Origin of the sequence: Burkholderia sp. AU15512 (assembly GCF_002223325.1) — a bacterium.
In the GTDB taxonomy this organism is placed as follows: domain Bacteria; phylum Pseudomonadota; class Gammaproteobacteria; order Burkholderiales; family Burkholderiaceae; genus Burkholderia.
In genome coordinates, this window is the sequence record NZ_NKEX01000002.1 from 109,409 (window position 1) to 124,563 (window position 15,155).

Annotated in this window: 11 protein-coding genes; 8 read left to right on the forward strand and 3 right to left on the reverse strand. The window is 62.6% G+C overall.

Translation table 11 applies throughout. From position 1 onward, the window contains the following. Window positions 1-379: 379 nt before the first annotated feature. The 5 genes from CFB43_RS37515 to CFB43_RS02050 all read left to right on the forward strand — a co-directional run bounded on the left by CFB43_RS37515 (window position 380) and on the right by CFB43_RS02050 (window position 7,394). On the forward strand, window positions 380-583 hold the full coding sequence (locus CFB43_RS37515) for a hypothetical protein (protein WP_144023030.1): 204 nt from the start codon (window positions 380-382) through the stop codon (window positions 581-583). A gap of 897 nt (window positions 584-1,480) precedes the next feature. After that, a complete protein-coding gene (locus tag CFB43_RS02035; protein WP_089493980.1) occupies window positions 1,481-4,381 on the forward strand; it encodes a type VI secretion system Vgr family protein in 2,901 nt (966 codons plus the stop codon). A gap of 3 nt (window positions 4,382-4,384) precedes the next feature. Next, entirely contained in the window at window positions 4,385-4,933 is a 549-nt protein-coding gene (locus tag CFB43_RS02040) for a hypothetical protein (protein WP_226207853.1), read from the forward strand. Between the two features lie 24 nt (window positions 4,934-4,957). Continuing rightward, on the forward strand, window positions 4,958-6,856 hold the full coding sequence (locus CFB43_RS02045) for a TIGR02594 family protein (RefSeq protein WP_089493981.1): 1,899 nt from the start codon (window positions 4,958-4,960) through the stop codon (window positions 6,854-6,856). A gap of 28 nt (window positions 6,857-6,884) precedes the next feature. Next, a complete protein-coding gene (locus CFB43_RS02050) occupies window positions 6,885-7,394 on the forward strand; it encodes a hypothetical protein (protein WP_256989899.1) in 510 nt (169 codons plus the stop codon). A 69-nt stretch (window positions 7,395-7,463) separates the two neighbouring features. Here the strand turns inward: CFB43_RS02050 and CFB43_RS02055 are convergent, their stop codons facing one another. Further along, complete coding sequence (locus tag CFB43_RS02055) at window positions 7,464-8,198, reverse strand: LytR/AlgR family response regulator transcription factor (protein WP_089493982.1); 735 nt, start codon at window positions 8,196-8,198, stop codon at window positions 7,464-7,466. 1 nt (window position 8,199) lies between these two features. After that, window positions 8,200-9,222 (reverse strand): sensor histidine kinase, encoded by a 1,023-nt coding sequence (locus CFB43_RS02060; RefSeq protein WP_373452524.1) that lies wholly within the window; start codon window positions 9,220-9,222, stop codon window positions 8,200-8,202. A gap of 460 nt (window positions 9,223-9,682) precedes the next feature. Here CFB43_RS02060 and CFB43_RS02065 point away from each other — a divergent pair, with 460 nt between their 5' ends. Both CFB43_RS02065 and CFB43_RS02070 read left to right on the forward strand, forming a co-directional pair. Continuing rightward, window positions 9,683-10,225: a hypothetical protein gene (locus CFB43_RS02065; RefSeq protein ID WP_089493984.1), complete on the forward strand. Its 543-nt coding sequence runs from the start codon at window positions 9,683-9,685 to the stop codon at window positions 10,223-10,225. A gap of 357 nt (window positions 10,226-10,582) precedes the next feature. After that, window positions 10,583-10,786 (forward strand): hypothetical protein, encoded by a 204-nt coding sequence (locus CFB43_RS02070; RefSeq protein WP_011350748.1) that lies wholly within the window; start codon window positions 10,583-10,585, stop codon window positions 10,784-10,786. Window positions 10,787-10,845: 59 nt separating this feature from the next. On the opposite strand, the gene CFB43_RS02075 is transcribed toward CFB43_RS02070, so the two are convergent. Beyond that, window positions 10,846-11,646, reverse strand: coding sequence for a transporter substrate-binding domain-containing protein (locus CFB43_RS02075; protein ID WP_034189797.1), 801 nt, complete (start codon window positions 11,644-11,646; stop codon window positions 10,846-10,848). Window positions 11,647-11,968: 322 nt separating this feature from the next. Between CFB43_RS02075 and tssI the strand changes: the two genes are divergently transcribed. Then, on the forward strand, window positions 11,969-15,148 hold the full coding sequence (gene tssI / locus CFB43_RS02080) for a type VI secretion system Vgr family protein (RefSeq protein ID WP_089493985.1): 3,180 nt from the start codon (window positions 11,969-11,971) through the stop codon (window positions 15,146-15,148). The last annotated feature ends 7 nt before the right edge of the window (window positions 15,149-15,155 follow it).

Here is a 15,155-nt window from a genome sequence, read left to right on the forward strand (position 1 = left end):
AGCCCGGTTCATCGTTTCGGCATCGAATGTAGCGGCACGTTCGTGGGCGAATGTTGCCGGCTTCGTGAGAGTCGACTACATCCTCGCAACACATTTCACAACAAAGGGCGGCGCGACGTTTGCGTCGCCCTTTGTCGTATTCAGGTTTTCTTTGCCTGGGACCTGTTTGGCAGCGCGCATCGGATATTCGTGCTGATTTCTTTGGGGGGAATTTTTAAATTCGTTGCTTGGTCCTAGTGAGACTCTTATAACGATCGGGCCAGTTAAATCCGAGTTGATCTCTCATGTCCTGCGGCGAATTGTCACCATGGGTATCATGTGCGGCTTGAGTGCTTTATCAGCACATATGCCTTATGGCGAATTGGGCGCAGGAGACTGGATGAACCGACTGTTGATAGCGCCGTGCTTGGTAGTAAACCCGGTGTTTGTTGTATCGACCATCATGACGATGACGCCTGCGAAATATCTGGAATCGAAGCTAAATGGCGAAATAAGGAACTCAGCCCTGGAGCGGTTCGAGGTGCAGAGATGGCTGAAATTGTTGTCAGGATTTTTGGTGGGAATTTTTTGGGATATTGTTTAATTTATTGGATTTTTAAAAATTCGCATCTGATATTTCCCGGAAATTCGTATCGGTTGGTGGTTTGATTGGATTGTATGAATATCATGAATTACTGACGGGCTGTATTGGGGGCGGGCCTGGGGTTGCGCGTTCGAATTGTTCCTTCAGTAGCGGTGAACTCAACGATGAAACCTGGCATCGGCCGAGTGTGAATGGGCGTCCCGATGCCGGACGATAGGTGACGGCTTGTCGCGGTAAACGCTGTGAGCATGTACGCGCGTGCGCGAGGCGATCGGTGGCGTCGGGTAGCTCGTTGCAACGCTCTTCCGACTGGATGGATTGTCGTTCGCCCAAGATGCGACACGTAGTCCGTCCCCTCGACATTTGCCGGCACGATCGACAAATTTTCGCAGCTAGGGCTTGCAGGTCTGGGCCGCAGGCGGTAGCTCTTCAGGGGCGAATGTCGTTCACCGTTCACCATTCGACGTTCCAGGCTCTCAACACGTATCCGCATCGCAGCACTGCACTTCTCGCGAGCCTGTCAGACGGGCAGGTACGGCTCGCGGTACGCGTCGCGTGGAGCGACTTTCCGTCGAATGGCCGCATCGGTAACGAAACGACGGTGGGGCCGCAAATGCGCCCGTCCGATTGTTGCGGATACATTGGATTTGCCCATGAATCAGCGGAGGCGAGCATGAGTCAGTCAGGTAAAAGCTACCATATATTTCAATACGCCTTCTTAATTCTTTCGTTTTTATGTGTATTTGTAAGTTTGTAGCGGGCATCTATTTCAATTGCCTTTTTTGACACAAACCTTCGGACGAAAACCGGTAGAATCGCCAGCGATTCGAGAGCGGGGTCAACTCCATGAGAGAGGAGAAGTGTCGGCTCGCATAACAAAAGCGATACGGGTAAATCATGAACATGATCGAGCTGGTCCAGGCTATTCGCGGCGGCCTGATTCAGCAGGACCGACTGATCAAGACGGATATTCCGTCGTTGCCGTCGAATGCAATCGTGCCGCGTCGCGCTGTGACCTGTTCCGAGTTGGGGCGTGATTTCAGCGTGACGCTAGACGTGGTGTCGGCATCCGGCAACATCGAACTCAAGACACTGATCGCACAGTCGATGACGCTGTGGATCCAGCAGGCGGATAAATCATATCTGCCCATCAACGGCTATATCCACACGGCTAGACGCCTTGGCGCCGACGGAAGTCTCACGACCTATCAGCTGACGTACGGGCCGTGGATGCATTTCCTGAAATTCCGCAGCGATATGCGGTACTGGCAGGACCAGCCGGTTGACCAAATCATTGCCGATGTGTTCAACCAGCATCCGCAGGCGCGGGGCCATTTCCAGTTTGCGTTGTCGCGACCGCTCCGGTCGCGGTCGTACTGCCGTCAAAGCGAGACCGACTGGAATTTCGTCCACCGGCTGATGGAGGATGAAGGCCTGTTCGGCTTCTGGCAGCAGGGCAAGGACGGCAAGTCGCACACGCTCGTCATCACCGATGGCATACATTCGCTCGATGACGCATCTTCGCGGCACGCGAAGTTCTACCGTTCTGGAACGCGCAGCGAAACCGATGCATTGACGCAGTGGTCCGGGTCGCGAACGCTTCAAAGCGCTGTACATACGACGCGGACGTTCGATTACAAGTCGCCGTCGACGCCCTTCAACCCCAACGGGACGACGTTGCCCACTCGCAGCGATCAGGGAAGCATTCCCGAGCAGGCGGAAGTCTACGAATATACGGGCGCCTATACGTATCAGGATCAGCGTCGCGGCGAGCAGTTGTCGAAAATCCGCCTCGAGGAATGGGAATCGCGCGCGAAACGCTTCTTCGGCGTCGGCGGGTTGCGCGGCGTCGATGCCGGCCAGCGCTTCGTACTGGACAATCATCCGGAGCACGATCACGACCCGGAAAGCGAGCGCGAATTCGCGGCCATAAAGGTCTGGCGATACATCGAGAACAATCTTCCGGTGTCTGCCCACGAAGCCGGATTTCCGCACGGATTGCGCGACCGGCTGGCACAGGTGAAGGTTGCGTATGCGGACGCCGGGGCGTTCGCGGTGGCGCACGCCGACGGTTCAGCGGGTTTCCATCTCGTCGAGATCGAAGCGCAGCGGACCACCGTACCGTACCGCAGCCCGCTCGATCACAAGAAGCCGCAGATGGAGCTCGAGACGGCGATTGTCGTCGGTCCGAAGGGCGAAGAGGTGCACACGGACGAACTGAACCGGGTCAAGGTCATGTTCGTGTGGGATCGACAGAACCAGGGCGACGAACGTGCATCGTGCTGGGTTCGCGTTGCCCAATCGGACACGGGCGGCGGTTACGGAAGCGTGCATGTTCCTCGCGTCGGCGAGGAAGTGCTGGTTGGCTATATCGGCGGCGATTGCGATCGGCCAATTATTCTTCATCGCGTCTATAACGGCGCTGTGAAGCCGCAATGGCACAGCAACGGCATCATGTCCGGCTATCGGTCGAAAGAGTATTCGGGTGCCGGTTACAACGAGATGGTTCTCGATGACGCCACCGGGCAGAACCGCATGCGCCTTTACAGCAGCAGCGCAAATTCGCTGCTGCATCTCGGATATCTGATCGATCACAGCGGCAACGCGCGCGGCGCATACCTGGGTACCGGCTTTGACCTGAAGACCGATTCGCACGGGGCCGTGCGCGCGGGGCAGGGGCTGTATGTGACGACGCACCCGAAGCAGGCGAACAGCCAGCCACTCGATGTTCGCGAAACGCAACAGCAGCTCGTCAACGCGGAAAGCGTGGTCGAGGCGCTGTCGGGTGTCAGCGAGCAGCATCGGGCCGAGACGCTCAAGTCGGGCTACGACGCGTTGAAGAAGTTCGTCGATGCGACGCAGGAAAACACCGCCGGCGGCGCGGCAGGCGGGCGTACGGCGGGAGGCGGGACAGGGAGTGCCAATGCATTCAACGAAGCGGTCATGCTGTTCGGCAGTCCGGCAGGCATCGCACTGTCGACGCAGCAAAACACGCATGTGTCGGCCGATCAGCACGTCAATCTCGTCAGCGGCCAGAATACGCACATCGCTGCGGGCAAATCGCTGATTGCGAGCGTGGCCGACAAACTGAGCCTGTTCGTGCAGAACGCGGGAATGAAGCTGTTCTCGGGCAAGGGCAAGGTGGAAATCCAGGCGCACTCCGACAACATCGAGCTGACGGCGCAGCGCGACGTCAAGGTGCTTTCGTCGACTGCGACGGTCGAGGTTGCCGCGGACAAGGGGCTGGTTCTGACATCGGGCGGCGCGTATATCCGCATCCAGGGCGGCAACATCGAGATTCACGCACCAGGCAAGGTCGACGTGAAGGGCGCGCAACACCTGTTCAACGGGCCGGCCAGCATGTCGTATCCGCTGCCGCCGTTGCCGACCGGTGAATTGATTGGCAAGCACAGCCTGCGCTTTGCCGCGATCGGCGCCGACCTGCTGGCGGAAAACTTCGGCTGGGTCGGCAAGGCATTCCAGATCGTTGACAGCGCCGGCAAGGTGCTTCACGCAGGGCAGGTCGCCGAGGACGGCAGGCTGCCGCGTGCGATTCTCGACCAGCCCGACCTGCTGACGCTGCGGATCGGTTCGGACACCTGGCAGCCGCATCCGGTGACGATCGAACCGCTGTTGCACGACGAACACGACGAGTCGGCATCCGGGGCGTTGTCTCCCGACGACGACCCGTTCCATCTCGGCATCGAGGAGCGGGCTGGGCAGTTCGTCGACGCCGACCATATCGCGGGCGTGATTTCAGCGACCGTCATGAACCGAATTCTCGAAGGTGAAGAGTAATCCATGAAATCGTTCAGTTTCCTGCGCAGCGTGACGACGGTGGCCGCTGCGTTTGTCGTCGCCGCGCTGCCGCTGCGCAGCGTGCATGCCGAACAATACGAGAGCGGTGCCGTTCGCTGGAACGTCAAGGATGGCGTGCTGATGCTGACTGCCGGCGTGCTGGCCGACAATGCCCGGTTGCGCTACCTGAACTACACGTTCTACATGGAGAGCAGCGACCACACGCTGTACCAGATCCCGATCGTCAACGACAAGAAGAAGCTCAACGACTACAAGCTGTCGTTCAGCACCTTCAATGGCGGCGACGACATCATTACCGACGCGATGGTCTCGGTGAAAGGCAAGAACGTCTATCTGGTGACTGCGCACAAGGACGCTACGCACGGCTATAACCAGCCCGGTGCCGTGAGCACCAGAACCTACCGTCTATTTGCCGGAGGCGAAGTGGAGTGGACTTATTACTTCGCTCCGGTTGCGGAGGCGCAGTATTCCGAGAAGCAGGACTATACGGTCGAGCGCGCGCTGTCGGAGACGGCGAAGGCGCTGCACTGATTTCGGTATCTTGAGCATTCCGACATGACGAAGTTCATTTCCGCGACACACGACAAGGCGACGCTGACCGTCCAGTACGTTGCTGACAACGGGGATATCCTGCTGCGCAGCGGCGGGGCGATTGCATGGCGATTCAACAACCCCGGCAACATCCGTCCGCCACGCGACTACAAGAAGCACCCGAACGGCGGCATCATCAAGACGCACATCGGTGTCGGCGACACCAAGAGCGGCGAGTTTTTGATCTTTCCCGACTACGAGACCGGTTTGGCGGAAAAGAAGGCGATGCTGCGCCGGAAATACAATCCGATGTCGATCCATGATGCGATGTATGTCTATGCGCCACCATTGGAGAACAATACGGAGAAGTACATCGCGTTCATCTGCCACGGGACAGGGTTTGACAGCACGCGCAAGATCGATTCGATGAACGACGCCGAACTCGATTCGATGATGAAGACGATGGAGAAGTACGAAGGGTTCAACGCTTATCTCAAATCACGACATGAGCAGTGGATTCGCACGGCAACGGTGACGCTTTCGGATGGTGCAAAGCCGATTCCCGACCAGAAGGTCGTCGTGCAGAGCAAGGGCAAGAGCCTGTCGACGAAGACCGATCGGACGGGGCAACTCCCGCTGTTACCGTTCGAAGCGGCGGGTGAGCAGTTCAAGCTGTTCATCGAGCGATCGGAGGAGCTGAAGGAGATCGGCACGATCGTGACGCAGGCGAAATCGTCGGCCTACGTGTTTTTCCACGACCTGCTGACGGTCTCGGCGCCGACCGGTGCGCACTTTGCGAAGGACCCCGTTCGCCACGACAAGCCGGCAGGTTTCCGCTACAAGATCGTTTCGCACGACACGCTTGGCAAGATCGCCGCGAAATTCAAAGTAAGCGTCGAGCAGTTGCAGAAGGACAATCACCTTCATTCGACGCGAATCTTTGCCGGCGATTACCTGTACATCAACATGACGAAGCCGGCGGACGAACATGCGCCGCGCTCGCATGGACATTCGAAGTCCGACTCCGCACCGGCGCACGCGGACGGTGGCAAACGCGACACGGGCAAAACGGCCGATGACGCAGCCGGCCAGAAGGTCGACCTGAGCCAGATCGCGAAGCCGGCCCCGGGCGTCGCGGCACCTGCGACCACGACGGATCGTCCGAAGGCGGGCACGCCTGCTGCGGCGAGTACGGGAGTCGGCGCGACACACACCGAGCCGGGACGTGCCGCGGCACCTGTCACGGGTTCGGATGCGGAAGGCGCGTCGGCGGCGCCCGCGACGGCAAACAAGTCGGGCAAGCCCGACACCACGCTCGATCGCAGCAAGCAAGGCCAGGGGCATCCGATTGCAACGCTGAACACGGATTCGGGCGAGGCGCCGTGGATGACGTATGCAATCGAACAGGCCAAGTTGTGGCACGGGCAGAAAGAGGACGTGATTACGCAGACGATCAACTATCATGAGGAAGTTGGCGTCAATCTCAAGACGCTGGTCGGCGACGGCAACCCCTGGTGTGCGTCATTTGCAAACTGGTGTCTGCATCAGGCCGGGTATCCGATGACCTCTGCACCGGCAGATTCTCAATCATTCCGTCACAGCAAGAATTTTGTGAAAATCGACAAACCCGTGTTCGGTGCCGTTGCGATATACAAGCACCGGAAGGGCGGGCATGCAGCTTTCGTCTATGCGCAGACGAGCACGGGTGCACCGATCCTGCTTGGCGGAAATCAGAGCGATGCGATCAACTTCGGTATGCAGAAGGCCTCCGAACTGAAGGGGTTCTTCGTGCCCGCCAGTTATCTGAAGTTTGCGCAGGACCGTTTGGCCAAGGGCATCGAGCTCGAAAAGAGCACAACGCAAGACCTCAATAACGAGTTTCACATTACCTTTGCCAAGAAAAAGAAAAATGCAGATCGTTAAGACGTGGTGCGTCACCGTCCTGGTTTCAGTGCTGGCCGGTGGCAGCGCTGTCGCATTTTCCCAACCGTCGGCGCAAGACTGCCTGACGCAAGCCGAGGTCCAGCAGATGGATCGCGACTTCTGGGCGACATTCCCGTCGCCGGACGGTTTCGCCGCGTATGCAGCGCCGAAGTTTTCGCTCGGCACGAACATCACGGAGCTATCGCGGTCGCTTGCGGCCACGACGAGCGGTCCGGCACGGGCGCGCGCCGTTGCCACATTCCTTGCGCAGCATCTGGACGTGTTCGGATCGTTCAAGAACGCGCATGACGCGGCCTATCTGTACTATCCCGGACGCGACCACAGCCCCGATGCCGTGCGTACGTCGTCGACGTTCCCCGTCGGGCAGTGCGTTTCCGAATTCAATTACTCGATCGATACAAGCCGTGCCCAGTGCGTCGCCGGGCAGCGCATTCGCGCATACAGTCTGTCGTTCATCAAGGACAAGGGACGTGTGATGCTGCGAACAGGTGTGCTCGGGCTCGACGCCTGTAATTGATCCGTGCGCCGGCGAACGGCATGGCGGCAGTGTCGTCCCTCCGGGCGCAGCGCATGGAGGCAGATACCGTCACATCTGCCTGAACAACCCCGCATACGCACGACTGACCGGCAGCATCTCCCGCTGCCCGTGCACGCGGATCCGCAACCGTCCCAACAGGTCTCGCTCGACGCGATCGATCGCTGCGTACGCAACGATCACGCCGCGATGCACCTGCGCGAACCGCTCCGGATCGAGCCGCTGCATCAGTTCCTTCAGCGGCGTGCGAATCACGAGCCGTTCGCTGGCCGTCACGATTTCCGTGTATTTCTCCGACGCCTGGAAGTACAGCACGTCGTCGACCGAGACGAGCCGCGTCGCATCCTTCACGCCTACCGTCAGCCATCGGATCGGCGCCGCGTCCCGCGCTTGCGCCGCCTGCGCGAGCGCATCGCCCTGCGCAAGCGCAGGCCCGCCGCGCTGCAGCTTCGCGATACAGCGCAGCAGCCGCTCGTCCGTCACCGGCTTCAGCAGATAGTCGACCGCCGCACGATCGAACGCGTCGACCGCGTATTCGTCGTAGGCCGTGACGAACACGACATGCACGTCGGGCGCCAGCGCCGCGAGCTTCAGCCCGTCGATGCCGGGCATCCGAATATCCAGAAACGCGATGTCCGGTCGCGGCGACGCGTTCAGCGCGGCCAGCGTTTCGATGCCGTTGCGCGGCATCGCGACGATGTCCAGTTCGGGCCAGAGCTGATTCAGCCGCTGCGCGAGGGACGCGGACAGGTTCGGTTCGTCGTCGGCGATGAGGGCGGTCGGCATGTCAGTCGATCGGAATCAGCAGGGTAGCGGTGACGCCATGCGCGGCGGCGGCATTCGTTTCGACGGAGACGCGACCGCGCTCGCCGTGCAGCGTCCGGATGCGCGCCGCAACGTTGGCGAGCCCGACGCCGCCGTGCAGGCGCGAGTTGCCTTTGCCGAGGCCGACGCCCGTATCGATCACGTTCAGTTCCAGGCTGTCGCCACGCATCCTGCCGCGAATCACGATCACACCGCCGTCGATCGACGGCTCGATCCCGTGCAGCAGCGCATTCTCGACGAGCGGTTGCAGCAGCAGCGGCGAGAACGGCAGCGCATGCAGATCCGCCGGCACGTCGATCGCATAGGAAAGCCGCTCGCCGAGCCGGATCGACGCGATCTTCAGCAACGCGTCGACGAGCTCGAGCTCCTCGCCGAGCGTCGACGTCGCATCGCGCGTGCGTCGCAGGCTCGCACGCAGGTAGCGGTTCAGGCTGTCGAGCATCGTCGACGCGCGCGCCGGATCGCGCTCGATCAGGCTCTGCACGTTCGCGAGCGTATTGAACAGGAAGTGCGGCTCGATCTGCGCCTGCAGCAGCGCCAGGCGCGCGGCCGTCTCGGCCTGGCGCGCCTCGGCGGCTTCGCGGCGCTCGGTCTCGAGCGTCGCGCGCATGCGCATCGACTGCAGGAACAGCGACACGCACACGAACAGGATCGCCGAGATGAGAAACGACGGCCCGTAGTTGTCCCACGTGCCGATGCGGGCGTGCCCGAACACGTGCGGCACGTTCCCGCTGATGATCGCTGCCGTGATCTCGAAACCGATGAGCACGCTGACCGGTGTGATCACGATGGCCTTGAGTGCGAGCCCCGGCTTGTGCGGCAGAAGCCAGTCGGCGGCGTGACTGAGCAGCAGCGCGGAGAAACCGATCGCGTTGGCGACGACGAGGTCGGGCAATAGCGGTTCCTGGAAATGGAGCGCCCAGAAACCCAGGCCGACGACCGAGTTGAAGCACGCGAACGCGAGCAGTGCGGCCGGATCGCGCAACAATCGCGGCGCCGCGCTGGCGGGTGGCGGCGAAATCGGCGAAGGGTCGGACGTGGCTCGCATGATGTCGGGTGAGGATGGCGCGCGATGCGCTGATGGTCTTGACCTTACTGCCGGGCGGGCCGACTGCGCACGCATTGCGACGAACGGTGCGCGGCCGCGACGAAGCGCGTCGGCTGCCGACGGTTGGCCGGTTTCCGTCACGAGTGTAGTGGAAGGGGCTGCGGAAGGACACCAGACGCGGCAGGTGTCGTGTCGAGCATGAAGCGCCGGCCTTTCGGTTCGGAAGTCACCGGCCGCCGGATTCGCGGGCATATCGGTCTTCCCGATCAGCCGAACGATCATCGCCGCGACGCGCCACTCGTCCGCGAATTCCGGCCGCCCGTCGCAAGCCCCCGCCGCCTGCCGGGATCCGGCAGTACGGTGTTGCCGTGTCCACTCCGATCAGGCGACTCCGACCATGTCCGCGCTCCTTCACCTGAAGCCTTACGTCTACGTGATGTTCTGCGTGCTGCTCTATATCGGCATCAAGCGCTGTTTCCCGCGCGAGGTACCGGCTGCCCGACCGCTGATCTCGCCGGTCGTGTTCGGGATGCTCGGCATCGTCAGTCTGAACGAACGCTTTCCGCATGCGGGCATCGACGCGAACGCAGTCGCGCTGGCGGCCGTCCTGGGCGGCGGGGCGCTGGGCTGGCTGCACGCAAGCCGGTGGCGGCTCGCGTTCCGTCCGGCCTCGTCGGGCCTGCGCGTGCGCCTGCCGGGCGATGCGAGCCTGCTCGTCACGCTGATGCTGACGTTCGTCGCCGAAACGGGCATCCATTACGCAGTCGCCGTGCATGCGCCGTGGGCGGCGACGGGCGGCTTCGTGATGTTGTCGTTCGCGGTATGGGGCGTGCTCATCGGGATGACGCTCGGGCGCGCGGTGAACGTAGTCGTGCGCTGCATGCGCCATGCGAACGGATCGAAGCAGGGGACTTTCCCGTATTCGGTCGATCCGCGATGAAGGGGGCGAAACGGCTGGCGAGTGGTCAGTGGACGGCCTGACAGGCGATGCGGCCCGTCTTCGTCGATCGTGGCGGCATCGAACCGAAAGCGGTGTGTGACGTGCACCGATTTGCGCCCCGTTTTCCTGTCACGGTCGCGTCATGGGGCGCCCATAACGTTGCACGTTCCCGTCGTGGCGGCACTGCCGGACCGGGAACGTGCGCAACCCGCTCGCGACGATGTGCTCGCGTCGCAGGTGGGGGCCGACCGGGATCTCGCTCCCGGCGGCGCAGCGGTCATGCATCGCGCCATTTCATTCGAAAATACGATCGACGACGGTTCGAACCGGGCCGCGGACGATCAGGAGACAGGGACCATGCTGAGTCCGCATGAATTCTCGATGCTGTTGCGCGTCGCGCGTGCGCCGGACAGCGTCGATCCGTCGAATCCGGCCTTCGCCGTGCTGGTCGAGAAGCGGTTGGTCGACGATACGCAGGTGCGTATGAACGCCGTGGCCGCGCGCCCGGCGCTGACACCGATCGGCCAGATGCTGCTGGCGCGCTTCGACGAAGCGGCTTGAGGGGAGGCGTCACGCCTTCGTCGAGACGAAGGGCGTGACGCATTGAAGCGCCGGGCCGCTTACTGCGCGACCGGCACGGTCACGTCGCTGCCGAACCAGTGCATCGAGATCTTCTTCAGCGTGCCGTCCTTGTGCAACGAATCGAGCGCGTCGTTGATCGCTTTCTCGAACTTCGGGTTGCCCTTGCGGAACGGGATCGCCATTTCCTGCTTGCCGCCGTTCAGCACCGCGCCCGCGCGCAGCGGCAGGTTCGACGTCTTGATCATGTACGGCAGCATCAGGCGGTCGTCGAGCGTCGCCTCGATCCGGCCCGCGGCGAGGTCGCGCAGCTTCTCCGGCGCGCCCGGATACGTCTGCACCTCGATGCCGGGCACGGTGCGCGCCATCTGGTCATAGTTGGTGCCGAGCGTCACGCCGAGCTTCTTGCCCTTGAAGTCGTCGAGCGACTTGAAGTTGCGCGTGTCGTCCTTGCGCTGGATCAGTTGCGCCGCCGAGTACGTGTACGGCTGGCTGAAGTCGAGCGCTTCCTTGCGCTGCGGCGTGATCGTGACCTGATTGACGATCACGTCGAACTTGCCGGCCTGCAGGCCCGCGATGATGCCGCTCCATTCGGTCGGGACGAACTGCGTCTTCACGCCGAGCTTGCCGGCGACCGCGTTCGCGACGTCGACGTCGAAGCCTTCGAGTTGCCCCGACGTGCCGCGCGAGTTGAACGGCGGATACGTGCCTTCGAGGCCGACGCGCAGCACGCCGGCTTTCTTCACTGAATCGAGCAGGTCTTCCGCGTGCGCGGCAACGGCCGTGAAGCCGAGGGCCGACGCGAGCAGCAGGCCCGACAGCAGGAATTTCGAACGTTTCATCGCAGATCTCCAGTGGTCAGCGTGGTGTGGGTTGGCGCCGGCGCCGGGTGGGGGCGCGGCGGGCCGCAAGACGGGCACGTAGACACTACTCGCAACCGGGCCGCGCCGGAAGTCGAATTGGCCCTGATTGAAAGCGATTTCATCGATGTGCGGGACGGCGGGCATGGTTGCCGTCCACCCGCGTGGCACGCGGACTGATCTGATTCTGCTCGTTTAAATCAGGTCAGATTTGAGGGCGTGCGAGGTTTTGTCTGTAAAATCGCGCGAGCAAAATCGAATGCTCGCGCCATCCGAGGGCGTGTCAAAAGAAAAAAGGCCGTTCATGAACATGCAGAACACAATCGCCGCATTGCGCGGCGGGTTGCTTCAGCAGGACCGGTTGCTGAAGCTCGATACGCCATTGGGGGCCAACGTCCTGACCGTTCAGCGGGCAGTCGGTCGCTCGCGTATCGGGCGCGCATACGAGTTCACGCTCGACGTGCTGTCGACCGACAGCGATGTGGAACTTAAAAAGCTGATCGCCCAGCCCGTCACGTTGTGGATCCAGCAAGGCGATCTTGGTTACCGGCCGATCAATGGCTATGTGCATACCGCGCGCCGGCTCGGTGACGACGGTGGGCTCACGACCTATCAGCTCGCGTTCGCCGATTTCACCCACTTCCTGAAGTTTCGTCGCGATCAGCGGCTCTGGAACGACACGACCGTCGACCAGATCATCAGCGACGTGCTGAACCAGCACCCGCAGGCGCAGGGGCATTTCCGCTTCGCGCTGACCAAGCCCTTGCCGAACCGCTCGTACACGCGCCAGCACGATACCGACTGGCATTTCGTGCATCGGCTGATGGAGAGCGAAGGGCTCTACAGCGCATGGCAGCAGGCCGACGACGGCAAGTCGCATACGCTCGTGATCACCGACAACCTGCAGGCGTTCGCGCCGCTGTCGCCGGAAACCGTGCGCTTTTATCGCGGCGACGCGGCCAGCGAACCCGACGCGTTCACGCAATGGTCGGGTACGCGCACGCTGCAGAGCGTGACGCGTACGACGCGCACGTTCGACTACAAGAATCCTTCGCAGCCGTCGAACCCGAAAGGCACGTCGTTGCCGACGATGGGCGGCCAGGGCGAGTTGCCGGATCAACTCGAAGTTTACGAGTACACGGGCGCCTACACCTATCTCGACCAGACGCGCGGCGACCATCTGACGAAGATCAAGATGGAGGAGTGGGAGTCGCGGGCGAAGCGTTTCCATGCCGCGGGCGGAGTGCGCGCGATCGATGCCGGCCGGCGCTTCACGCTGGCCGACCATCCCGAGCACGATCGTGATCCCGCCGATCAGCGCGAATTCGCCGCGATCGAGGTGGCGTGGTGGATCGAGAACAATCTGCCCGTCGCAAGCGACAGCGCGGACTTTCCGTACAGCCTGCGCGAAGCGTTGACGCAGGCACAGGACAACTACGGTACCGATCCCGCGTTTCGCGTGCAGCACGACGACGGATCGGCCGGCTTCTATCTCGTCGAAGTCGAAGCGCAGCGCGTGAGCGTGCCGTATCGCAGCCCGTTCGAGCATCGTAAACCGGAGATGCACCTCGAGACGGCGATCGTCGTCGGGCCGCAGGGCGAGGAGGTCTATACCGACGAGTTGAACCGGATCCGCGTGCAGTTCGTGTGGGACCGGTTGAATCCGGGCAACGAGAACGCGTCGTGCTGGGTACGCGTCGTGCAGTCGGATACGGGCGGCGGCTACGGCGGCGTGCATGTGCCGCGCATCGGCGAGGAAGTGCTGATCGACTACGTCGGCGGCGACTGCGACCGGCCGCTCGCGGTCGGGCGCGTGTACAACGGTGAGAACCAGCCGCAATGGCATACCGACGGGATCCTGTCCGGGTATCGGTCGAAGGAGTATTCGGGCGGCGGCTACAACCAGCTCGTGATGGACGACGCGACCGGGCAGAACCGCGTGCAGCTGATGAGCAGCAGTGCGAACAGCCTGCTGCATCTGGGCTACATCATCGACCAGAACGGCAATTCGCGCGGGTCGTACCTCGGCAGCGGGTTCGACCTGCGCTCGGATGCGTACGGCGCGGTGCGGGCGAGCCAGGGCCTGTACGTGACGACGCATCCGAAGGCGGCGAACAGCCAGCCGCTCGACGTGAAGGAAGCGCAGCAGCAACTCGTGACGGGCGAGAGTCTCGTCGAGGCGATGTCGGGCGTGAGCGAGCAGCATCAGGCGGAAAGCCTGAAGGACGCGCAGGACACGATGCGCGCGTTCACGGATGCGACGCAGGACAGCGCATCGGGTAGCGCGTCGGGCGGGCGTACGGCCGGCGGCGGCACGGGTAACGCGAACGCGTTCAAGGAGCCGGTGATGCTGTTCGGCAGCCCGTCGGGGATCGGGATGTCGACGCAGCAGTCGGTACATGTGGTCGCGAACGATCACGTGAACGTGGCGAGCGGGCAGAGTGTGCATGTGGCCGCAGGCAAGTCGCTGATCGGGAGCATCGGGCAGAAGCTGAGCCTGTTCGTGCAGAACGCGGGGATGAAGCTGTTCGCGGGCAAGGGCAAGGTGGAGATCCAGGCGCAGTCGGACAACATCGAGGTGACCGCGCAGAAGGCGGTGAAGGTGGTGTCGGCGACGGACCGGATCGAGATCGCGGCCGATCAGGGGATCCTGCTGACGAGCGGCGGCGGGTATATCCGCATTCAAGGCGGGAACATCGAGATTCATACGCCGGGCGCGGTGGATGTGAAGGGGGCGTCGCATACGTTCGCGGGGCCGGCGAGCATGGGGTATCCGTTGCCGAGTCCACGGCCGGATCAGCCGGGGCAGTTGGAGTTGTTGCATACGTACGGGAACGGCCAACCGGTGAAGGGCGGTTTGTTCTCGGTGTTCGATGCGAATGGCGGGCTGTTGAAGAAAGGAGCGCTCGATAACAACGGGCACATGATCGTGAGCGGCCTGCCACCGGGGGCGGTGCAGGTGAAGTTCGGGGAGGATCCCCGCTCGCAGGATCAGCAGTCGAGCCGGTTCGATGTGGCGCCGTGGCCGGGCAATCCGGCGCCGGCGGCAGGCGCCGCTGAAACCGCGCAGGCGCAGCTCGGTTCGTTTTTGCCGGCAGCAGGCGGTGCCGCCGGCGCGCTGACGGGCCTGGCCGGTGCGGCGACGCAGGGTGGCGCGGCGCTGGCGAAGGCCGCCGTTGGTCAAGGCATGGGCATGGCGCAGCAGGCGGTAGGCGGCATGTTGCCGGCGGGTGCGTCGAATGCACTGGGTGCGGCGAAAACGGTCGCGGGATTGGCGAGCTCGGCGTCGCAGGGCGGAGCCGCGTTGGCGAAGGCGGTAGCAGGCCAGGGCCTCGGTATCGCACAGCAGGCTGCGGCCAATATGCTGCCGGCGGGAGCGCAGGCGGCGCTGTCGCAAGCGGGCCAGTTGAGTGCTGCCGCTCAGCAGGTCAGCGGTCTCGCGCAGACGGCGCGTAGCGCCGCAGCCGTGCTGAAAATGAGCTGAGCGTCGC